We start from the raw sequence: 21555 nt of genomic DNA on the forward strand, positions 1-21555 counted from the left end.
AAAGCAATCTATAACCCCTCTCTCAAAGAAATCACCTCTTATTCTCGTTTATAGCATGATTGGCAGCCAAGTCAGTTTGTTCGCATTTTTAATCTATGCTTAGTAGCTGCGGTGCTTCACTGTGATAGTAGGTTTATCTTTGATTTTATTGTTAAAAATAGCGTACATCACCGAGTTCATTTTAATCAATATACCTATTATTTTTTGCGGTTGAAAATTAGCTAAAAAAACCATGAAAAAACGCTTTGAATTACTAAGTTAGAGGTCTATTATGCGCCTCCTAAAATTAGCCTTTCTGTTGGGGTTACCCAGTGAACCCCCTAGGTGGAGATAACGTAGAATTGAACGCTGCACAAACAACTAAAAAACCAGTGATTCAGCTAAAAGGGCTGAGCAAAGGCTTCGATGGCAAGCAAATCATCACTGGTCTTGATCTAAACGTTAATGATGGCGAGTTCCTGACTATTCTTGGTCCGTCAGGCTGCGGTAAAACGACCGTTTTACGCCTCATTGCAGGTTTTGAAAATGCTGATGCCGGTCAGGTGATGATTGACAATCAAGACGTCACCGAGATCCCAGCGGAAAACCGCCACGTTAATACTGTTTTCCAAAGCTATGCGCTATTTCCGCATATGACAGTATTTGAGAATGTAGCGTTTGGATTGCGCATGCAAAAAGTTGCCGAGAGCGAAATTGAGCCTCGTGTCACTGAAGCGCTATGTATGGTGCAGCTTGAGAGTTTTGCCTCTCGTAAACCCCATCAGCTATCTGGTGGACAGCAACAGCGTGTAGCGATTGCCCGCGCCGTTGTTAACAAACCAAAAGTACTGCTGCTAGATGAATCTTTGTCTGCGCTTGATTACAAACTACGTAAGCAGATGCAGATCGAACTTAAACAGCTACAGCGTAAACTGGGGATCACTTTTATCTTCGTTACCCACGATCAGGAAGAGGCCCTGTCGATGTCAGATCGCATCATTGTTATGCGTGACGGAAACATCGAACAAGATGGTTCGCCACGTGAAATCTACGAAGAACCAAAGAACCTGTTTGTTGCGCGCTTCATTGGCGAGATCAATGTCTTTGATGCGACGGTTAAAGAGCGTCTTGACGAAAACCGTATTCTGGCAAATGTAGAAGGCCGCTCGTCGCTACTGCACTGCAAGCTGCCCGTTGAGAATGGTGACAAGGTCAAAGTCCTGCTGCGCCCGGAAGATATTCGCCTGGAAGAAATCAATAATGACGAAACAGCGAATGGTATCGTCGGCTACGTACGCGAGCGTACCTACAAGGGGATGACTCTTGATTCCGTTGTTGAGCTGGAATCTGGCACCTCTGTCATGGTTAGCGAGTTCTTCAATGAAGATGATCCAGATGTTGATCATTCGCTTGACCAAAAAGTGGCGATTACCTGGGTGGAAAGTTGGGAAGTGGTACTTGCAGATGAACAAGAAGCTTAATCTTCAGAACATCATCATTACTGTTATTGTCAGTTGGTTATTACTGTTTGTCTTTATTCCCAACCTGATGATCATCGGAACCAGTTTTCTGACCCGTGATGATGCAAACCTGATAGAAATGACGTTTACGCTCGATAACTATATTCGGTTATTCGATCCGCTATACGCCAAAGTAATGCTGCATTCGTTTTATATGGCGCTGGTGGCAACCCTGCTTTGCCTGGTCATCGGTTACCCATTTGCGTATGCGATTGCCAAGATGCCGGTCAAGTGGCGGCCATTTATGCTGTTTCTGGTGATTGTTCCTTTTTGGACCAACTCGCTGATCCGCACCTATGGCCTGAAAATCATGCTGGGAACACGCGGTGTATTCAATAATGCCCTGCTCTATCTCGACATTATCGACAAGCCGATCCGCATTATGTACACCGAGTATGCCGTGATGGTTGGCCTGGTCTACATTCTGCTGCCGTTTATGGTCCTGCCGCTCTATTCGGCAATCGAAAAGCTGGATCATAACTATATCGAGGCAGCTCGCGACCTGGGTGCCAATAAGTTGCAGACATTTACCAGAGTGATCATCCCACTGACAATGCCGGGCATTATCGCAGGCTGTCTGCTGGTATTGCTGCCGGCACTGGGTATGTTCTATGTCTCAGACCTGCTTGGCGGAGCGAAGAACCTATTAATTGGTAATGTCATTAAGAGTCAGGTACTCAATGCCCGTGACTGGCCGTTCGGTGCAGCAACGAGCATCGCCCTGACCATGGCGATGGCTGTCATGTTGTATGCCTACTACCGTGCAGGCAAGTTGCTTAACCGTAAAGTGGAACTGGAATAATGGGACGCGTATTTAAATTCAGTCTGATGGCTGTGGTGTATGCCTTCCTGTATACACCGATTATTATTCTGATCGTGAACTCCTTTAATGCCAGTAAGTTTGGTATGAAATGGGGCGGCTTTACGACCAAGTGGTATGAGCATCTGGTCAACAATGACAGCCTGATGCAGGCTGCCTGGCACTCGCTGAATATCGCAGTGTTTTCAGCAACAGCCGCAGCCATTATCGGGAGCCTGACGGCCGTTGCCCTGTTCCGCTATCAGTTTCGCGGCAAACATTTCGTCAACGGCATGCTGTTTGTCGTCATGATGTCGCCAGATATTGTTATGGCCATCTCGTTATTGGCACTGTTTATTCTGGTGGGTGCCGAGCTGGGCTTCCTGACGCTGCTGCTCTCTCACATCACCTTCTGTCTGCCTTTCGTGGTTGTCACGGTCTACAGCCGTCTGAAAGGGTTTGATGTGAAGATGCTTGAAGCTGCACGCGATCTTGGTGCCAGCGAGTGGGTGATCCTGAAGCAGATTATTTTGCCGCTAGCGAAACCGGCTGTTGCTGCTGGCTGGTTGCTAAGCTTCACCCTGTCTCTGGATGATGTAATTGTTAGCTCATTCGTGACCGGGCCGTCCTACGAGATCTTGCCATTGAAGATTTATTCAATGGTTAAAGTGGGAATCTCACCGGAAGTGAATGCACTAGCCACGATAATGCTTATTGTGTCTCTGGTATTGGTTATTTGCTCGCAGTTGCTAGCCAGAGAGAAGATTAAATAAAGTAATCTAACTCCGTTTTATAATTGGCCTCGTGCCAGATACTGCAAGTGATTAGTCAGCCGATTAATCACTTGTTTTTTATCAATACCCTGCTGGGGTTTTGGAGATGATAAACAAATGAAAAAATGGTCCGCTTTTCTGACCGGTACTGCTTGTGCAGCAGCGATGTTCTCAACCTTTTCGAATGCTGCTGATAAAGAATTAGTTTTTATGAACTGGGGCCCTTATATCTCTACAGAGCTAAGGGAACAGTTTACTAAAGAGACTGGTATTAAAGTGATTTATTCGACTTACGAGTCGAACGAGACTATGTACGCCAAGCTGAAAGCACACCCGAAAGGTTACGATCTGGTTGTACCATCAACTTACTTCGTTGCCAAAATGCGTGATGAAGGCATGTTACAGAAAATCGATAAATCTAAGCTATCTAACTTCCATGAGCTTGATAAGAACTATCTGGATAAGCCTTTTGATCCAAACAACGACTACTCCATCCCCCATGTAATTGCGATGACCGGATTGGCCGTAAATACGGATATGTACGACCCGGCCGACTTCGATAGCTGGGCCGATCTATGGAACCCTGAACTCGAAGGCCAGTTGATGCTGATGGATGATACCCGTGAAGTGTTCCATATTGCCCTTCGAAAGTTGGGTTACTCTGGTAACACGACGGATCCGAAGCAAATCGACGAGGCTTATGAAGAGCTGAAGAAGCTAATGTCGAATGTATTGGTATTCAACTCCGATAACCCAGCAGCACCCTACCTTGCCGGTGAAGTCGGCTTGGGCATGCTCTGGAACGGCTCGGCTGCCGCAGCGCAAAAAGAAGGCCTGCCGATTGAGCTGGTCTGGCCTAAAGAAGGCGGCATTTTCTGGGTCGATAGCCTGGCTATTGCCAAGAATGCTGAAAACGTTGATGCCGCCCATAAAATGATCGACTTCCTGCTTCGTCCGGATGTCGCAGCCAAGATTTCGGAAGAAACAGGTTACCTTACCGCAGTCAAAGCGTCGAACGACAAGTACAAGGACAACCCGACTCTCTTCCCACCTCAGGAAGACCTGGATCGTGGTGAATGGCAGGACGCTGTTGGCGAAATGAATATTCGCTATGAAAATTACTTCCTGGAATTGAAAGCTGCTCAGTAATTCTGCATCTAAGGCAACCGAATAATATTTGGTTGCCTTTATCATCTTCCCATCTGCTATAATCCCCTTCTAAATCGTCTGTTTATAGTCATATACCCAAGCTATCGCAAAACGAGCACCTTGAAGTAGTTTGGGTATATTTAATAAAAGAAAATGGCTCTGCGGAGTACATTGGATTTCTTTTGCATGTAGGAGAAGCGGTTAGTACCGAACATCAATGAGCGTCCATTTGCTTATTGGCATTTATTGTTTAGTACATTCGCTGGAGATAACTCTCAACACATCCTGATAGTTAGGAGCACAATAAAATGAAAAAATGGTCTTCCTTAGTGGCCGGTGGTGTCTGCGCTATGGCAATGTTTTCGAATATTGCAGCTGCTGCAGATGAAGAGCTGTATTTCTACAACTGGTCTGAATACATTCCAAGTGAAGTATTGGAACAGTTCACGAAAGAAACAGGCATTAAGGTGATTTATTCGACTTACGAGTCGAACGAAACCATGTACGCCAAGCTGAAAACCCACGGCGAAGGCTATGATCTCGTCGTTCCTTCAACATACTACGTCTCAAAGATGCGCGACGAAGGTATGCTGAAGAAAATTGATCGTTCCAAACTATCAAACTTTGATGAGCTTGATCCAAACTATCTACACAAGCCATTTGACCCAAGCAACGACTACTCTATTCCATATATCTGGGGTGCGACCGGTATCGGCGTCAATACAGAAATGATGGACAAGGCTGAAGTCAGCTCTTGGAGTGATTTCTGGGATCCTAAGTGGGAAGGCCAGCTAATGATGATGGATGATGCTCGCGAGTTCTTCCACATCGCTCTTCGCAAGCTTGGTTACTCTGCAAACACCCAGAACCCTGACGAAATCAAAGCAGCCTATGAAGAGCTGAAGAAGCTGATGCCAAACGTATTGGTATTCAACTCAGACTACCCTGCTAACCCATACATGGCCGGCGAAACATCTCTAGGCATGCTTTGGAATGGCTCTGCATACATGGCTCGCCAGGAAGGTGCCGCGATCGAAATCGTATGGCCAAAAGAAGGCGCTATTTTCTGGATGGACAGCCTGTCAATTCCAGTGGGAGCCAAAAATGTCGATGCGGCTCATAAGATGATCGACTTCCTGCTACGTCCGGAGAATGCGGCAAAAGTTGCTCAGGAAATCGGTTACCCAACACCTGTTGCCTCAGCGAAGAAACTACTTCCAGCAGAGTTTGTTAACGACACCAACATCTTCCCACCTCAGGATGTGTTGGACGCAGGTGAATGGCAGAACAGCGTAGGTACAGCCAACACCATCTACGAAGAATACTACCAGAAGCTGAAAGCTGGCCAGTAATAGCAAGTGCTATCACCATGCTTAAAGCAAATTAGATGACCAAAAACCCAAGCTGCTGCTTGGGTTTTTTTCATCTTTTTTCACTCCCGACTAATCCAACAAGGTATTTATGGCTTGGCATAACCACTTAGCTGCCGGGCCCATACTGCAATCTTTCGGTGTAATGTACTCAATCGGAATTGACCAGTCTTTATAATCGAATGTCACCGGAAGTATATGGAGTTGACGGGAAGCATCCTGCTCTACAAGATGCCTTGGCATGTAAGTCCAGCCTAACCCCATCTCAACACTTTTTAACAACGCGCGGTAGTCATTGCCATACCAAACCTGCGATGAAACCGGCTGTAAATGTGCCTGATGCACACCATTAGCGCCCTTGATCATCAACTGCCGATGAGGGATCAGATCTGCTGGTGTAACATTCTCCAGGCTTGTTAATGGGTGTGTTTTGCAAACAATAGGAACAAACGACATATTACCGATATAGCAAATATCAGCTTCTTTAATGAATGTCATATCACTCAAAATAACGCCAATATTCGCTTTTCCAGCCACCACGTATTGAATAATGTCACTACTGGACATCGTCATAATATTCAATGATGTTGCAGGGAAATGATGCGAAAAGTCATCAATAATCGTATAAAAGCGTGCAACCTGCAGACTATCTTCGATAGCAAGTGTCAACTGGGTCTCTTCATTGTTGGTTAGTGCCTTTGCCGCACTTTCAAGTTCGTAAGCCTGTTGCAAGATTGCCTCGGCAAACGTCAGCAGGTGCTTGCCTTCATTGGTTAAGGTCGGCTTGCGGGTACTCCTGTCAAAAAGAGTCACATCAAGGTCAATTTCCAGATTAGAAATCCCCTGGCTTACTGCAGACTGCACTTTACCTAACTTTCTTGCGCATGCTGAAAAAGAGCCCAGCTTCGCAGCCGTAACAAACATGTTCAACTGATCGAGATTATACATACCATCACAAATTATGATATTAACTAACTAGATCTAATCATATATTAAGATACATTGGCTGCATAGATTATCCCTTAAGAGTATTAACCCATGTCAGTTAAAGAACGTATCTTGCACAGCCTGCTTTTTGAAGCGATTGCATTATTCATCCTAATGGTTGCAGCGACACTGTTTACTTCCCACAACCCAGGTGTTGTTGGCGGTATTGCAATTGTCTTATCGCTATTGGCGATGGCCTGGAACTACGTCTACAACTTAGGCTTCGACCATATTTTTGGTCACGATCGTTTATCACGAAAACTAGGCATGCGTATCGCGCACGGGTTTGGCTTTGAAGCAGGCTTGCTGATCGTTACAATTCCGCTATTAATGTGGGTGCTACAAATGGATTTCTGGACAGTATTCATACTTGACCTGGGTATTGTTATCTTCTTTTTAGTTTACTCAATCATCTATAACTGGGCTTACGATCAAGTACGCTCAAAAATAACAACACGAAAAGCGGTTACTTCATAAGTAATAAAGCAAAAGCCCGTGATTATATACCCACGGGCTTAATGTTTGAATTCAACGCAGCGCGTTAGGACAGAATTTGATCCACAAATTCCGGAACCAACACTGAAGCAGGACCATAGCGTTTTTCAGCAAACTCACTTTCAACTTCACTCGGTTCAAGGTTGAGTTCTACCGTATGTGCTCCATGCATAGCCGCCTCATGGACAAAACCGGCAGCAGGGTACACTGCACCGGAAGTACCAATCGAAATAAACAGATCGGCTTTCATCAGCGCATCATGAATGCGGTCCATGCCAATCGGCATCTCACCAAACCACACCACATTCGGGCGCATAGGGGCTGGCATCTGACAGCAATGACAATGATCATCAAGAGAGATGTTCCCACTCCAAGCGATACTCTGGCCGGTATTGCTACACTGCGCTTTTAAGAGTTCACCATGCATGTGAATAATGTTGTTTGTACCTGCTGCCTCGTGAAGGTTATCAATATTCTGGGTAACAACAGTTACTTGCCCTTCCAGCTCTCGTTCGAGCTTGGCCAGCGCCAAATGGGCCGCGTTGGGGGCCACCGTACCGCTCTCGAGTTGCTGGCGGCGTTGATTGTAAAAATCTTGAACCAAAGATGGGTTACGGCGATATCCTTCAGGGGTTGCGACATCCTCAATATGATGATTTTCCCACAATCCATCTTGATCACGGAAGGTACGAATGCCCGATTCAGCTGAAATGCCGGCGCCGGTAAGAATCACGATATTACGATACGGGAAAAGCATAGATACGTCCTTTTCAGCTTGTATAAGCTATTTATACCATTGTTTTCATAAGGTTATAAGTTAAAAGTATTCGACATTAGTCTAATGTTTTAAGATTATATTCATAAAGTTATAGTGCATTAAAGCTATTGTCTATAGCGCATCTCACCAAACGAAAAAAGCCGGTGAGAATCCTCTCTCCGGCTTTGTTTGTCTTTTCAGCTACCTACACCTTTTATAACGAACTAAGCATTATCCTGAGATAACTTACTCTGCTTCGAGGCCTCAGGCTTTTCGTCATAGCCTGGCTGGTTTTCTGGTAAATCTTTTACCTCTTCATACCATAGGTCATGGTGCTCTTTCGCCCAGGTCTCATCAACTTCACCCGTGATCATGCCATCAAGTGCCGCTTCCATACCAAACAGACCAATATAAATATGGAACACAAAACCACAGATCAATATCAGTGCCGAGAACATATGCACAAGGTTCGACAACTCCATGTCACGACGAGTTTGACCAAAGATTGGGAAATCTAAAATGAAGCCACTCGCGGTAATAAAGATACCGAAGAAGATCAGCAACCAAAAAATCGCCTTCTCACCACCATTAGAAAACCCTGCGGAAGGATGAGTGCCTTTGTGTTTGCCAACCATACCGCCCATCTTCATAAACCATTTAACATCCACCATGTTAAAGATGCTCTTGCGCCACCACTTAATAAGCACGGCAAGAAGCAAGAAGGCAAAAATCGGGCCGATATAGTTATGGTATTGCTTGGCGATATAGATTATCCAGCCCCACAGTTCAGAAGGGACCACCGGCTTGATAAAGTGCTTGCCGTAAACCAGCGTCAAACCACTGAATGCCAGTGTCAGAAACGTAAACGCCATACTCCAGTGCAACGCCCTATCGAGACGGCTCCAGCGTTTGATCTTACGGCCTGTTTTAGGCTTACTGAGTTTCAGCGGTCCGACGGTCACATACGCCAATGCAACCAACGCCAAACTACCAAAAATAGCCAATGCTCCCAAAGGTGACATCCACTTCTCTTTCAGAATAAACCACGTCTGACCCGGTACAGAAATTAGCACCCCGTGCTCCGGTGACTGTGATGTGGTGTACCCTTGCTGACCATCCTTGACCATGCGCCAATAGTCAGCGCCGGCAAACCCTACGATTTCTTTCTGAACCACAGATTCGCCCAAGCGCGTATTATCAGATTGTTGGCTGGTTTCATTGCTGGCTAATACTGACAGCGAAAACGTCAGCATGAATGCAGTAACCAGCATTGAAAACCAGCGTTGAATTCGCTTAGTCATTAACACTCCCGACTGTTTGAAAAACAGTTTTTACTTAACAAGGGTTTCAGCCCGGTAGCAGGCTGAAACCGATTAGTGCTTTAAAACACTAGATTTATCGTGATTAGGCCTTACGTACCTTGCCTGCGTCATAGGCAAGATCATCGGTATTGGCCCACCCCGCTTCTTTTGCTCCACGAGCTACCACACGATCGCGGTAGATATCGGAGATTTTGGCTGCATCACCAGCCAGCAGCGCCTTGGTCGAACACAAAGATGCACACATTGGCAGCTTGCCTTCTGCAATACGGTTTGCCCCGTACTTCTGCTTCTCTTCGTGCGAGCCGGGCTCGACACCCGGCCCGCCGGCACAGAAGGTACACTTGTCCATCTTGCCGCGCTCGGCAAACGCGCCCTGTTTAGGGAACTGAGGCGCACCGAACGGACAGGCAAACAGGCAGTAGCCGCAGCCGATACACAAGTCTTTATTGTGGCGAACAATACCGTCTTCGGTTTGCTCGAAACAGTCCGCAGGACACACCGCCATACACGGCGCATCGCTACAGTGCATGCAGGCCACCGAGATTGAGGTTTCGCCCGGCTCGCCATCGTTTAAGGTAACTACGCGGCGGCGCTGGATGCCCCACTCAAGCGCATCATCGTTTTCGTTTTTACAGGCGGTAACACAACCGTTGCACTCGATACAACGTTTAGAGTCACAAAGAAATTTCATACGTGCCATCAGAATGACTCCTTACGCTTTTGAGATCTTACATAGGGTTACTTTGGTTTCCTGCATCTGTGTGACAGGATCGTAACCGTATGTGGTTGCAATGTTTGCAGATTCACCGGAAACAAACGGTGCAGAGCCTTCCGGGTAGTTTCCTCGCAAGTCTTCACCCTGGAACTTACCGCCGAAGTGGAACGGAATGAACGCCAAGCCAGGTTTCACCCGGCGAGTTACCATCGCCTTAACGTGGATACGGCCCTTTTCTGCACCTTCAACCCACACCATATCACCGTCACGGAAGCCCAAGTCGTTGGCATCTTTCGGGTTAACCTCAACAAACATTTCTTGCTGCAACTCGGCCAGCCAAGGGTTAGAGCGGGTTTCATCACCACCGCCCTCGTACTCAACCAGACGACCAGAGGTCAGGATGATTGGGTACTCGCCAGAGACGTCTTTGTCCTGAATTGACTTATACAGAGTCGGAAGACGGAACATCGCCTCACTGTCATTCCAGGTCGGGTAATCCGTCACCAGATCGCGGCGAGGAGTGTAAAGTGGCTCACGGTGTAGCGGTACGGCGTCCGGGAAGGTCCAGACAACAGCACGCGCTTTAGCGTTACCGTAAGGAATACAGCCATGTTTGATCGCAACGCGCTGAATGCCGCCGGACACGTCAGTTTTCCAGTTTTTACCTTCGGCAGCGGCTTTTTCCTCAGCAGTCAGTTCATTCCACCAACCAAGCTGCTTGAGCATCTTGTCACTGAATTCCGGATAACCGTCTTCCAGCTCACAGCCTAACGAATAGCTGTCATCTGCCAGCAGGCTTTCACCATTTCGCTCAACACCGAAGCGGGCACGGAAGTTACCGCCACCCTGGGCAACCGTTTTGGAGGTATCGTAAAGAATATGAGTACCCGGATGCTTCATTTCAGGCGTACCCCAACACGGCCAAGGCAGACCGTAGGTTTCACCGTCGGCAACACCACCTTCAGCTTCCAGCGTGGTTTTGTGGAAGGTATGCCAATTCTGCTGGTGTGCTTTCAGGCGCTCCGGACTCTGGCCGGTATAGCCAATGGTCCACATGCCCTTGTTATATTCTCGGGTAATGTCTTCAATCACCGGTTGGTTGTTTTCAACCTTGATGTGCTTAAACAGCTGATCGGCAAGACCGAGCTTTTTCGCCAGCAGGTACATGATTTCGTGATCGGGTTTAGACTCGAACAGCGGTTCAATCACCTGATCGCGCCACTGGATAGAACGGTTTGTTGCTGTTACCGAGCCTGTTGTTTCAAACTGAGTTGTCGCAGGCAGCAGGTAGACATTGTCAGTACGGCCGTTCATTACCGCCGCAACACCTGGGTACGGATCAACGATAACCATCATATCCAGCTTGCCCATTGCAGTGCGCATTTCCGGACCACGAGTCTGCGAGTTTACTGCATGTCCCCAGTAGAACATGGCACGGATGTTGTCGTTCTGCTCGATGTTGGCTTTATCTTCCAGCACGCCGTCAATCCAACGAGATACCGGAATACCGGCGTTGTTCATTGGTTTCTTGCCGCGATAGTCAGCCTGATCAAAACGCCCTTTCAGCCATTCGTAATCGACATCCCACACGCCAGCCCAGTGTTTCCAGGCACCTTCAGACAAGCCGTAGTAGCCAGGCAGGTTGTCAGACAGCACGCCAAAGTCGGTTGCGCCCTGTACGTTATCGTGGCCACGGAAAATGTTGGCACCGCCACCGGCTTTACCCATATTGCCAAGCGCCAGCTCAAGAATACAGTAGGCACGGGTATTGTTGTTACCTGTGGTGTGCTGAGTACCACCCATACACCAGACAACACAGCCAGGACGGTTCTCAGACAGCATCTTCGCCGTTTTATATACTTCTGCTTCAGGAACACCACTGACGCGTTCAACTTCTTCCGGTGTCCACTTGGCCACTTCGGCACGTACTTCATCCATGCCCCAGACACGCTGGCGAATGAATTCTTTGTCTTCCCAGCCATTCTTGAAGACGTGGTACAAAATACCCCAGATAAAGGCGACATCCGATCCCGGACGTAGCGACACATAATGATCGGCTTTTGCCGCAGTGCGGGTACGGCGCGGATCGGCAACAACAATCTTACAGCTGTTACGCTCTTTGGCGATCAGGATATGCTGCATTGCAACCGGGTGCGCTTCAGCCGCATTCGAACCGATAAACAGAATCGACTTACAGTTGTGCATGTCGTTCAGCGAGTTGGTCATCGCGCCGTAACCCCAGGTATTGGCAACACCGGCTACCGTTGTCGAGTGACAGATACGCGCCTGATGGTCAACGTTGTTGGTTCCCCAAAGCGATACCATCTTACGGAACAGATACGCCTGCTCATTATTGTGTTTTGCAGAGCCCAGCCAGTAAACCGAATCCGGACCTGACTCTTCGCGAATTTTCATCACTTGCTGGCTGACTTCGTCTAAAGCCTGCTCCCAGCTCAGTTTTTTCCACTTACCGTTGACCAGTTTCATCGGGTATTTAACGCGGCGCTCACCATGGCCGTGTTCGCGTAGCGCGGCACCTTTAGCACAGTGTCCACCAGCATTAAAAGGATGGTCAAAAGCGGGTTCTTGGCCAGTCCAGACACCTTCTTGTACTTCTGCGTAAATACCACAGCCCACAGAACAGTGAGAACAAATCGTACGCTTAACTTCTACCGGCGCTTTCGGGTCTACCGATTTCGCTTGCGCCTTTTTCATCATACCCGGTGCAAACATGCTGGCACCGGCAACACCACCAGCGGCTGCCAGAGATGTATTACGAATAAAGGAACGACGAGAGATACCGAGCTGGTTTTCGTCCTTGCTCACTTTGTCGGAACGTTTAGTCAGTTTCATTTATTGCTCCGTCTTACAAGGTTTCGTAGTAATCACGAACATGCTGAGTTTCGCGATAGCCTGTTGTGTTGTTTTCATTCTTCTGTTCCGGCGTCTCTACCGCGGCCTTGGCAACGGTTGTCGTACCGGCAGCAACAGCTCCAGCAGCCGCAGTCAAACCAATGTTCTTCAACAATTGGCGACGGCTTTGATCAGTTTCATTATGAATAGCTTTGTTTTGCTCACTCATAAAAGCTTGCTCCTTTATCGTTGTTCCTGATGTCCAAACCATGTTCACCGGGAATCGATTCTTATGTTTTTTCTAATTACGTCGTTACAAAAAGTAAAATCAGAAAACTCTAGTTCACTTCAATAAAACGCGTTTTCTCTACCGTTAAAAATTGCAAAGCCAGCTCACCAACCGCACAGTAGAACACGGCACTTTCGGCGGCTTTCATATCGGCACACAACCGCTCAAACCACGTCGCAATATGGCGATTAAAGAAAGTTCTCTGCAGGTGCTCATCACCGCCCTCCACCAGCATTGCCATCACCTCCAGCAGCGCAGCAATGTGGTCTTCCGGCTCTTTCACCGACTCATCACGTTCAAAACCCAGCTGGACCAGATCTCGACGCAAGTGAGCCAAAGGCATTTCCATCAAAGACCCCGTCAGATACCAAGAGCCAAATGGCACGATCTCGCCACGACCGATGCCGATAAACAGATCCTGATACTCTTCTTCAACAGCGATAAGGTTAGCTTTTTGCGCAGCCAGTTTTAGTAGCGGCCAGGCTGCTGCCATCTCAGTGGTTTGATGCTCTGAGATCTCCACGTTCAGATCGGCCAGCCAGTTCAGGACATTTTCATCTGGTGCCTGACGCATCAAATGCGCAAGCATGGCGTAGATCTCGATTCGCAGTGACGTTTCTTCTTGTTGTGGCTGATTTACCATCGGTTGTTCCATTTGTTGAACCATACTTCGCTCCTTACACCCTTAACTGACTTTCAGGATCAGTTTCGATCTTTGAAAAGACATCACGTACGCGACAGTCTTCACACATAGCCAGCCGGCGAATGGCCTCTCCCTGAAATTGAGAGTGACCTTGTAACTTTTCAGTTAGCATTTTCACCATGGATGCCGGAGCAAATGGTTTACCGCAACTTGTACAACAAGCCGCTTCTTCCTCATAAACAACACGCGCTTCCTGACGCTCAGCTTTGTTCCAGTTAAGGCCTGGCTTCAGTGCAATCACCTTTTCTGGACAAGCTTTTTCACACATTCCGCATTGCACACAGTCTTCTTCAATGAATAGCAAACCCGGACGATCGCCAATCGCATGCAAGGCACGGGTCGGACATACCGCCACACATCCCATACACAAGGTGCAATCATCAGACTGGCATTCCACCGAACCATACGGTGCATTGACAGGTACATCTGAACGGACAGGCTTTCTCTCTGCAGCGCTATACAGCAACTCAAGTACCGCAAAGAGTTTCTCTCGCTTGCTGCCTTCAAGGCGCTCAACAGAAGATGTTGTTGCTATTGGTAACAAAGGCGTATCGAAAGGCGTAAAGGATGCCGCCGAGGCGAGATCAAACAATGCAATCCGGTCGGCCTCATAACCAAGCTCAGTAAGAAATGTCTGAGCAATCGAAAGCTCGTCAGACAAAACACGATCAATAGTGGCAGGAATATAAACTGTATTTGTAGCCAGAAGCACTTGATGCGCTCCGTAGGCCAAGGCAGTAAACCAAGTATCAATCCCTACGGTTGCCAACTCTTCCAACGCCACAGGGATAACTGTAGAAGGAAGATGCGCTAGCGCATTCACAACAGATTGCTCGTCTCGATTGCCATATATAAGCAGAGTGGGCTTTTCTCCCCCTTCTTGCTGATAACGGTTTAATAATCGGGAAACAAAATGTTGAGTATTATCAGGATCAGGCAATGCATAACTAATGGCTTCTGTAGGGCAAGCCGTCGCACAAGTTCCTACGCCCTGACAAAGGTAGGGATTGATTTCGATGGCATGACCATTACTGGACAATGCGCCCGCCGGGCACGCATCGACACAACGCTCACAGCCGCTCACGCCACGCGATGAGTGAGCACAAAGATCCGGGTTCAGGCGAAAATATTTGGGCTTATCGAATGTTCCCAGCATATCCGGAAGATCTTCAATAACATTCGCCAGTTTCGCCTTGCCTGCACCCACAGCATAATACCCCGGAGCCGGAATTTCTGTTTCAACAACCCCTTCAGGCGTCATATCAACAACAAGATCAAAACAATCACGACTAATCGCTATTTTTGCCAAGTTCGCGAAGGCTTCAGTATTCTCAGTTTCTGCATTTGCTTCTGATGCAGAGCCCGAATGAATACCACCCACACGGCAAGTTACTTCAAACGCCCCAAGGTAACCTTTAACCTTTACCTGTGAGCTGAAATACAGGTTCTCACCTTTACTTGCCGTATCTGCTTTGGCTAAATATTCTGTTGCAAGCAACGTCACCGAATTCAGCGCCGAAAATTGAGATTTCAGTGCAGTGATCGTTTCTTGCTCACCAATCAGCAACACGTTCCCGCGGCTTTCGTAAGAAACCGTAGGCGGGATCAGGTTTGACAGCTCGACAGTACCTGCAATCGCAGTGTGTCGTGCTTGTCCGTTCTTGTCAGAAAATGCTTCTAGTGTACTTTTTAACATTCTTATTCCTGTCTACTCGTCACCGTCAGTCAGTGCCGATTGAAGAGCCTTGTTTAATAAAGGGTTTTATAAACAGGACGCTTCATAGCCCTTATAAGAGCAATAACCGAACCAACTTTTCACGGAATAAAATGACCTAAAGGGAACTAAAGTCAGAAAGAGGCAGTTTGAACCGCTCGCAATGGGACAATTTGTCCTAACCATTGTTGAGCAGTGCGCCAAAATGTCCCGAACTTTTTTAAGGGTATTACTCCCTTTTTGTCCCAACTTCAGTTCTGCTGCCTCATTTTTGTAACAGCCGACTTTTCTTTTTCATTACTTAAAAGTGGTTAGCACCGTGCCTTAGCTTCTGGCTAAAGGGATTTTTACCGCATCAGACTCATCACACGTATCGACACAACGAGTAGATACATCTTCTGACAAGGTAGGGATAGATGCGCTTTGAGATGCTAACGCTATGGATTCAAACTCAGTGGGTTCTGTCTTCGTGACAAGCTCAATGTGTTCAGACTCTGCGGAACACGTATTCTCAACATCATCAGCTATTGATTGAGCCATTTGCTCTGAAGCGTCTAGTTGTCCTGACACTTCTTCTAGCTTCTCTGAAGCCTGATTCACCCAGTTTCGAAGCTGTTTGGTCACACCGGAATCCAAAGTAGGGATATTGGAAAAATCTTCCGTGTGATCATCCATATCACTGACATAGTTAAACTCATCTGAATGAAACAGCTTACGTAATGCCGCCTTCTTCACTGACTTATCTACGCCCGTTCTCATAAACGATGTGACTCCGCCATCAAAGGTTACATTGGCAACATCTTTCAGCGTCAGCGCTTCTGATCCACTTGCCTCGTCTTCACCTTTCGATAGATTAGGCCCAGTACCAGAGTCATCGTCATGAGATGATTTATCTTTTGCTTCAGTAACTTGGCTTAAGCTCGCAGTGTCATCGCTCAGAAGAGGATCCGCATCAGACTCAACAGCATCTTGTTTCTCAACAGCGTCTTCGCGTGATGCCAGCTTTCTGCTTGACCAACGCTGGAAAAAATTAGTTGCCACTAGAGCGCCCTTTTTTATCTTTACTTTTGTCTTTACAACGCTTGCGTCTGAACTCGATTAACTCACCATGACGGCCAATAAAAGCTTCCATCCAGGCCTGGACCTGCAGCGGGATTTGGATATGGAGAACTTGATAATCACCGTCCATATAACTGCCCGCAACGCTTTGAGCTGCAGTAACCAATAGCGGGGATAGTTGCTCATTCTCCTCTTCACAAACAATGAATAAGTGCGGATCCTGAGAGCTCAGATTAAAGCGATATTCGGTACGCTCATCACGGTAAAGTTCCAATGGAAGGATGTAGCCACCATCTGATTGGGCAACTTCATTCTTTTTGTCCTGATCATAAAGACAGACATCTTCAATAGACCAGGACAAGGTCGACCAACGACCAATTTGCTTCTCTTCAGAGGCCAAACGAAAGGCTATCGGCCATATGGATTCATCTTTATGAAAATCTGGCACATGCGCTCCTTAATCATTACTCGTTTACTCTTGAATAAGGCACATAAAGCAATTATCAGACCAACTTCAGTTTAATCGCTCATTTCCACACTCCTGACTCATATAGTTGGAATGATGTTTGCTAGACTGTGAAACTACTAACGACATGAACAAGAATGTCTGCCGATAAACCCTATTGAGCATAGACATAATTAGAACGTTTTCGAATCAGCAGGAATTTCTGATGACCCAACTGCCAAAAATCATTAAAACCAAATCATCCGTCAACCAGACTATGACCGTTCAGGTTATGGACGAGTATGGCGATATGATGGAGAAAGAAATTGCCTGCGAGCACCCCTTAACGGTTTACCTGAACTGGATTGAGGTTGTTACCTTGATGACCCTTGGCGAGCGGCCATCCGCATTGGTCCTTGGTTATTTAAAAAACCAGGGGTTTATTGAAGATATCGACGCCATTGAATCTTTGATCATTGACTGGGATACCAACTCGGCGGCTGTGATCACCAAAGAAAGCACAGATGGTCTTGAAAAGAAGCTGGGTAAGAAAACAGTGACCTCAGGATGCGGTCAGGGCACCATGTTCGGTAATGTGATGAAGAAACTGGAAGGCGTTACGCTCCCCCAACCGACCATTCCGCAGTCAAAACTGTATGGGCTACTGGAATCACTTACGCATCATAACGAAACCTATAAAGCAGCAGGTGCCGTTCATGGATGCGCCGTTTGTAAGGACACTGACATTATGTCTTTTGTCGAAGATGTCGGCCGACACAATGCGGTTGATACCCTCGCTGGCGAGATGTGGCTAAAGGGTGAAACGGGTGAAGACAAAGTCTTCTACACCACAGGCCGACTGACCTCCGAGATGGTGATTAAAGTCGCCCAAATGGGGATCCCAGTTCTGCTATCACGTTCAGGTGCCACGCAGATGGGGTATGAGCTGGCTCAAAAGCTAGGGATCACCATGATAGCCCGCGCCAAAGGACACCGCTTTCAAGTCTACAACGGCCAGGAAAACCTAGTCCTTGACGTCAAGGGCGCGAATACCAAAGACGGAACTAAACTCACCCCACTTGATGACCAACACAAACCAGAGCACAAAGGTGAGAGCGATCATCTGCGAGCCGAAGTAAAACACACGGGAGGCAATGCATAAATGTCCACCAGCTTTCCCGAGTTCATGAATGCCAAACTGGTTGCGGAGTATTTAGACCTTAACGAAAAGAAGGTATATGCCCTTGCCAACGACGGCTTGCTGCCTGCTACCAAAGTAACCGGAAAATGGCTGTTTCCCAAAGCCATGCTCGATAAATGGTTGCTGGAATCCTGCCATAACGGCGTACTGAATGATCGTTTACTGATCGCTGGCTCTGATGATCCTCTCCTTCAGATGATTGTCGGCAACATGGCCAACAAACTGGGTAGCACGGCACTGGTCGGCTATACCTCAACCGGCACCCGCCAAGGTTTAGCTATGCTCAGCAAAGGCCATGTGGATATGTGTGCTATTCACTGGGGCCATGCCGATGAGGCGCCACTGCGTCATCCTGCATTGCTTCAGCAATACCCGGGCCACAAAAACTGGGTGCTTATCCATGCCTTTGAGCGTCAGCAGGGGCTGGTAGTGAGCCATGAAATCGCGGACAGTATCAATGCCCGTTCGCTTAACCCGCAAGAGCTGCTGGCTTCTCGCTGGCGATGGGCACTTCGTCAGGAAGGTGCCGGGAGTATGCGCGCACTTGAAGAATGGTTACACGGCCATGCCTTCAATATAGATATGCTAACCAAAGCCGACATTTGTTATAGCGAGCGCGAACTGGCCTCCTCCATTGCTCGCGGACAGGCAGATGTCGGCTGCGCAAGCCAAAGCACTGCCGGAGAATTTGGATTGGGTTTTATCCCGCTTTGCCGGGAAGCGTTTGAGCTGGTCATTCCCAAAAACATCTATTTCAGAACGCTGCAACAGCAACTGATTCAGGCTTTATCTGATCCTGAGATACAGGCCAAAGGCGATCAACTGCAAGGCTATAATTTTCAGCGCACCGGCACCCAGATTTGGAGTGCTAACTAGTAATAAACAATCACAATTGGCTTTTGTTTAGCGAGGAAGCCTGTTTCCTCGCTTAATGATGGCAAAATGACACATCCATTTGATTTCATCCCACAGCGAAAGCTATCAATTAGCAAGTAGCTTTATATCGACGACCTTAAATGCAATCACCTCTACAAAAAACTTCCCCAAAAGCGCTGGCAATCACCCGATCAATATCAGATCAATATGCAGACCGATACAAAACCGAACCAGTTCTTGCCAAGTCACCCTGCTTCACAAATCTTGTGAAATTCACGTCTTCTGCTTACAGAGAATCATAAGCAAAACCAATATGCCAATTAGTAACAAACCACATTATAAATGGTTAGGTAATGTACATTTCAGATAGCTTTCTGCCGAATATGTGAGCAATTACTCTAAAATAAAAAATTCCCGCTTGGAATATTGATCTATACCTAATTTCTGCCTGTTATGCTTTAAGTTTTGTGCCACTAGGTGCACACTAGAGCTTGGTCCTCCGACCAGTAACAAATTACTCTGAATTTACATGAAATATAAATAGCGTAAGGAGTGGTCATGAATTCATTCATAACCGGCGCAACTGGATTTATCGGATCTCAACTTTTAAGGCGTCTGGCTAAGAGACCGGGAGATATCTACGTACTGTCATTTAGCGAAGCATGCGAAGAAAGGCTTCAGTCTCTCATTGAAAAATATCAACTTCCCAAAAATAAGTTTCATAGTTTCCGCGGGTCGATAACCGAACCGAACCTGGCACTCTCTGCCGACAACATCAAATTGCTAACAGGTAAGATCACCAACTTCTACCACCTTGCAGCAATTTACGATCTTGAAGCAGAAGAAGAAGCAATGATGCGTGCCAATATTAACGGCACAGAAAATACGCTCAGACTGGCAGAGCGTATTAACGCAGGTTGTTTCCACTACGTCAGTTCTATCGCAGTCGCCGGTCAATTCCGTGGCTGGTTCCGCGAAGATATGCTGGATGAGGCAACTGGTCTTGATCATCCTTACTTCGCCACCAAGCACGATGCGGAAAAGTTGGTCAGAGAATCGGCAACGATCCCATGGCGAGCCTACCGCCCGGGTATTGTTATTGGTGATTCAGTCACCGGTGAAGCTGATCGTGTCGACGGCCCCTATTACTTCTTCAAAATCATTCAGCGCCTGCGTCGCTCGCTGCCAGAGTGGATGCCGCTGCTAGGGCTTGAAGGTGGCCGACTGAACCTGGTACCGGTCGATTACGTTGCTGACTGTATCGATCATATCTCTCACAAGGACAATGTTGAGGGACAGTGCTTCCACCTGGTGGATCCTGATCCTTATCGTGCCGGCGAAGTCATCAATATGTTTGCCGAGGCAGGCCACGCCCCTAAGATGGCAATGCGTCTGGATATGCGCCTGTTCCGTATGGTACCAAACCACTTCTGGAGCCAGCTTGGCCAGCTTCCTGTCCTCAAGCGTTTCATTGATGCGATTAGCCAGGAAATACGGGTCCCTAAAGATGCGCTGGGAATGTTTAACTACCCGACTCAGTTTGATTGCACCAACACATTGAGTGCACTGTCAGACAGTAACATCAGTTGCCCTCGCCTTCCGGATTACGCCAACAACATCTGGGACTACTGGGAACGCAACCTTGATCCTTCGCTTCACGTTGACAGAACCCTGAAAGGCTGTGTCGACAACAAAGTGATTGCCCTGACTGGTGCATCATCAGGTATTGGCTATACCACAGCACTAAAACTGGCTGAAACAAATGCCACGCTGGTGCTTATTGCCCGTGATCTGGAGCGCCTGCAGCAAACCCGTAATGAAGTAGAGCGCCGCGGTGGCCGCGCATATATCTACCAGTGTGATCTAAGCAAAGATGAACCTAGCCAAAAAGTGCTGGAAGAAATCAAGCGTGATCACGGCAAGGTCGATATCCTGATCAATAACGCCGGACGTTCAATCCGTCGTTCGGTTATGCACTCCACTGAGCGTCTGCATGACTACGAGCGTACCATGCAGATCAACTACTTCGGTTCGCTAAGAATGATCCTGGGACTACTGCCTGAGATGGTCGAGCAACGTGCCGGACATATTATCAATATCTCCTCGATTGCCGTTCTGACCAACCAGCCACGCTTCTCTGCCTACGCGGCCTCGAAGTCTGCACTGGACTCATTTACCCGTACCGCCGGTGCCGAGCTGTGCGGCCAGGGGATCAACTTTACCACTATCAATATGCCTTTGGTGGAAACACCGATGATCGCTGATCACTACCGTAAGGCTGAAGGTGGGATCCCGCTGCTGACATCCGAAGAAGCGGCCGACCTGATTGTCAAAGCAATCATTGAAAAACCTAAACGTATTGCAAACCGTCTTGGTCTGTTTGCTGCCTTGGTCCATGGTGTCTATCCGAAGATTGGCGAACTGGTAATGAGTACCGGCTTTAACATGGCGCCCGAATCTGATGGCTTGGAGCATGATTCAGATCCAAAACAAGATAGCGCCGATGTGATGGCATTATCTAGCATCATCCGTGAAATACACATGTAAGG

General features: G+C 47.5%; 19 protein-coding genes. 9 read left to right on the top strand and 10 right to left on the bottom strand.

Annotated features, from left to right (window positions below; genetic code table 11):
- The first annotated feature begins 341 nt into the window (after positions 1-341).
- From potA to EIZ48_RS20340, 5 genes are all read left to right on the top strand, one after another.
- Positions 342-1460 (top strand): spermidine/putrescine ABC transporter ATP-binding protein PotA, encoded by a 1119-nt coding sequence (gene potA / locus EIZ48_RS20320; protein ID WP_160655482.1) that lies wholly within the window; start codon positions 342-344, stop codon positions 1458-1460.
- Complete coding sequence (gene potB, locus EIZ48_RS20325) at positions 1444-2301, top strand: spermidine/putrescine ABC transporter permease PotB (protein ID WP_160655485.1); 858 nt, start codon at positions 1444-1446, stop codon at positions 2299-2301. The genes potA and potB overlap by 17 nt, the downstream gene beginning before the upstream one ends.
- Complete coding sequence (potC, locus tag EIZ48_RS20330) at positions 2301-3071, top strand: spermidine/putrescine ABC transporter permease PotC (RefSeq protein ID WP_075768061.1); 771 nt, start codon at positions 2301-2303, stop codon at positions 3069-3071. Before potB ends, potC begins: the two co-directional genes overlap by 1 nt.
- Before the next feature lie 117 nt (positions 3072-3188).
- Entirely contained in the window at positions 3189-4220 is a 1032-nt protein-coding gene (locus EIZ48_RS20335; protein ID WP_160655489.1) for an extracellular solute-binding protein, read from the top strand.
- Between the two features lie 350 nt (positions 4221-4570).
- Positions 4571-5572, top strand: a complete 1002-nt coding sequence (locus EIZ48_RS20340; RefSeq protein WP_439126590.1) for an extracellular solute-binding protein — start codon at positions 4571-4573, stop codon at positions 5570-5572.
- Positions 5573-5662: 90 nt separating this feature from the next.
- Here EIZ48_RS20340 and EIZ48_RS20345 read toward each other — a convergent pair whose 3' ends face one another.
- Positions 5663-6538 carry a LysR family transcriptional regulator gene (locus EIZ48_RS20345; protein WP_160655495.1) on the bottom strand — a complete coding sequence of 292 codons (876 nt, stop codon included), beginning with the start codon at positions 6536-6538 and terminating at the stop codon, positions 5663-5665.
- Positions 6539-6628: 90 nt separating this feature from the next.
- Here EIZ48_RS20345 and EIZ48_RS20350 point away from each other — a divergent pair, with 90 nt between their 5' ends.
- Positions 6629-7054, top strand: a complete 426-nt coding sequence (locus tag EIZ48_RS20350) for a PACE efflux transporter (protein ID WP_160655498.1) — start codon at positions 6629-6631, stop codon at positions 7052-7054.
- Positions 7055-7118: 64 nt separating this feature from the next.
- Here the strand turns inward: EIZ48_RS20350 and cobB are convergent, their stop codons facing one another.
- The 9 genes from cobB to EIZ48_RS20395 form a co-directional block, all read right to left on the bottom strand.
- Positions 7119-7829 carry a Sir2 family NAD+-dependent deacetylase gene (cobB, locus tag EIZ48_RS20355; protein ID WP_160655501.1) on the bottom strand — a complete coding sequence of 237 codons (711 nt, stop codon included), beginning with the start codon at positions 7827-7829 and terminating at the stop codon, positions 7119-7121.
- A 224-nt stretch (positions 7830-8053) separates the two neighbouring features.
- Entirely contained in the window at positions 8054-9130 is a 1077-nt protein-coding gene (locus EIZ48_RS20360; protein WP_160655504.1) for a formate dehydrogenase subunit gamma, read from the bottom strand.
- Between the two features lie 103 nt (positions 9131-9233).
- Complete coding sequence (gene fdh3B, locus EIZ48_RS20365) at positions 9234-9851, bottom strand: formate dehydrogenase FDH3 subunit beta (protein WP_160655506.1); 618 nt, start codon at positions 9849-9851, stop codon at positions 9234-9236.
- Between the two features lie 12 nt (positions 9852-9863).
- Positions 9864-12719, bottom strand: a complete 2856-nt coding sequence (locus EIZ48_RS20370; RefSeq protein WP_160655509.1) for a formate dehydrogenase subunit alpha — start codon at positions 12717-12719, stop codon at positions 9864-9866.
- Between the two features lie 13 nt (positions 12720-12732).
- Positions 12733-12948, bottom strand: a complete 216-nt coding sequence (locus EIZ48_RS20375; RefSeq protein WP_160655512.1) for a twin-arginine translocation signal domain-containing protein — start codon at positions 12946-12948, stop codon at positions 12733-12735.
- 109 nt (positions 12949-13057) lie between these two features.
- The gene (locus EIZ48_RS20380; protein WP_439126589.1) at positions 13058-13675 is read right to left on the bottom strand and encodes a TorD/DmsD family molecular chaperone; all 618 of its coding nucleotides are present in this window, start codon (positions 13673-13675) and stop codon (positions 13058-13060) included.
- 10 nt (positions 13676-13685) lie between these two features.
- The gene (locus tag EIZ48_RS20385) at positions 13686-15407 is read right to left on the bottom strand and encodes a 4Fe-4S dicluster domain-containing protein (RefSeq protein ID WP_160655515.1); all 1722 of its coding nucleotides are present in this window, start codon (positions 15405-15407) and stop codon (positions 13686-13688) included.
- A gap of 342 nt (positions 15408-15749) precedes the next feature.
- The gene (locus EIZ48_RS20390) at positions 15750-16466 is read right to left on the bottom strand and encodes a DUF3306 domain-containing protein (RefSeq protein ID WP_160655518.1); all 717 of its coding nucleotides are present in this window, start codon (positions 16464-16466) and stop codon (positions 15750-15752) included.
- Positions 16456-16932 (bottom strand): DUF3305 domain-containing protein, encoded by a 477-nt coding sequence (locus EIZ48_RS20395; protein ID WP_160655521.1) that lies wholly within the window; start codon positions 16930-16932, stop codon positions 16456-16458. The genes EIZ48_RS20390 and EIZ48_RS20395 overlap by 11 nt, the downstream gene beginning before the upstream one ends.
- 223 nt (positions 16933-17155) lie before the next feature.
- On the opposite strand from EIZ48_RS20395, the gene fdhD reads away from it, so the two are divergent.
- The 3 genes from fdhD (at position 17156) to EIZ48_RS20410 (ending at position 21553) form a co-directional block, all read left to right on the top strand.
- A complete protein-coding gene (fdhD, locus tag EIZ48_RS20400) occupies positions 17156-18091 on the top strand; it encodes a formate dehydrogenase accessory sulfurtransferase FdhD (RefSeq protein ID WP_240153037.1) in 936 nt (311 codons plus the stop codon).
- The gene (locus EIZ48_RS20405) at positions 18092-19006 is read left to right on the top strand and encodes a substrate-binding domain-containing protein (RefSeq protein ID WP_160655524.1); all 915 of its coding nucleotides are present in this window, start codon (positions 18092-18094) and stop codon (positions 19004-19006) included.
- Positions 19007-19564: 558 nt separating this feature from the next.
- A complete protein-coding gene (locus EIZ48_RS20410) occupies positions 19565-21553 on the top strand; it encodes an SDR family oxidoreductase (protein ID WP_160655527.1) in 1989 nt (662 codons plus the stop codon).
- Positions 21554-21555: the final 2 nt, after the last annotated feature.

The sequence above is a fragment of the Photobacterium alginatilyticum genome, assembly GCF_009910675.1.
Lineage (GTDB): Bacteria > Pseudomonadota > Gammaproteobacteria > Enterobacterales > Vibrionaceae > Photobacterium > Photobacterium alginatilyticum.

Coding starts and splice junctions, on each gene's coding strand:
- potB (WP_160655485.1), top strand. CDS start 1,444: ATGAACAAGAAGCTTAATCTTCAGAACATCATCATTACTGTTATTGTC.
- potC (WP_075768061.1), top strand. CDS start 2,301: ATGGGACGCGTATTTAAATTCAGTCTGATGGCTGTGGTGTATGCCTTC.
- EIZ48_RS20335 (WP_160655489.1), top strand. CDS start 3,189: ATGAAAAAATGGTCCGCTTTTCTGACCGGTACTGCTTGTGCAGCAGCG.
- EIZ48_RS20340 (WP_439126590.1), top strand. CDS start 4,571: ATGGCAATGTTTTCGAATATTGCAGCTGCTGCAGATGAAGAGCTGTAT.
- EIZ48_RS20345 (WP_160655495.1), bottom strand. CDS start 6,538: ATGTATAATCTCGATCAGTTGAACATGTTTGTTACGGCTGCGAAGCTG.
- EIZ48_RS20350 (WP_160655498.1), top strand. CDS start 6,629: ATGTCAGTTAAAGAACGTATCTTGCACAGCCTGCTTTTTGAAGCGATT.
- cobB (WP_160655501.1), bottom strand. CDS start 7,829: ATGCTTTTCCCGTATCGTAATATCGTGATTCTTACCGGCGCCGGCATT.
- EIZ48_RS20360 (WP_160655504.1), bottom strand. CDS start 9,130: ATGACTAAGCGAATTCAACGCTGGTTTTCAATGCTGGTTACTGCATTC.
- fdh3B (WP_160655506.1), bottom strand. CDS start 9,851: ATGGCACGTATGAAATTTCTTTGTGACTCTAAACGTTGTATCGAGTGC.
- EIZ48_RS20370 (WP_160655509.1), bottom strand. CDS start 12,719: ATGAAACTGACTAAACGTTCCGACAAAGTGAGCAAGGACGAAAACCAG.
- EIZ48_RS20375 (WP_160655512.1), bottom strand. CDS start 12,948: ATGAGTGAGCAAAACAAAGCTATTCATAATGAAACTGATCAAAGCCGT.
- EIZ48_RS20380 (WP_439126589.1), bottom strand. CDS start 13,675: ATGGTTCAACAAATGGAACAACCGATGGTAAATCAGCCACAACAAGAA.
- EIZ48_RS20385 (WP_160655515.1), bottom strand. CDS start 15,407: ATGTTAAAAAGTACACTAGAAGCATTTTCTGACAAGAACGGACAAGCA.
- fdhD (WP_240153037.1), top strand. CDS start 17,156: ATGACCCAACTGCCAAAAATCATTAAAACCAAATCATCCGTCAACCAG.
- EIZ48_RS20405 (WP_160655524.1), top strand. CDS start 18,092: ATGTCCACCAGCTTTCCCGAGTTCATGAATGCCAAACTGGTTGCGGAG.
- EIZ48_RS20410 (WP_160655527.1), top strand. CDS start 19,565: ATGAATTCATTCATAACCGGCGCAACTGGATTTATCGGATCTCAACTT.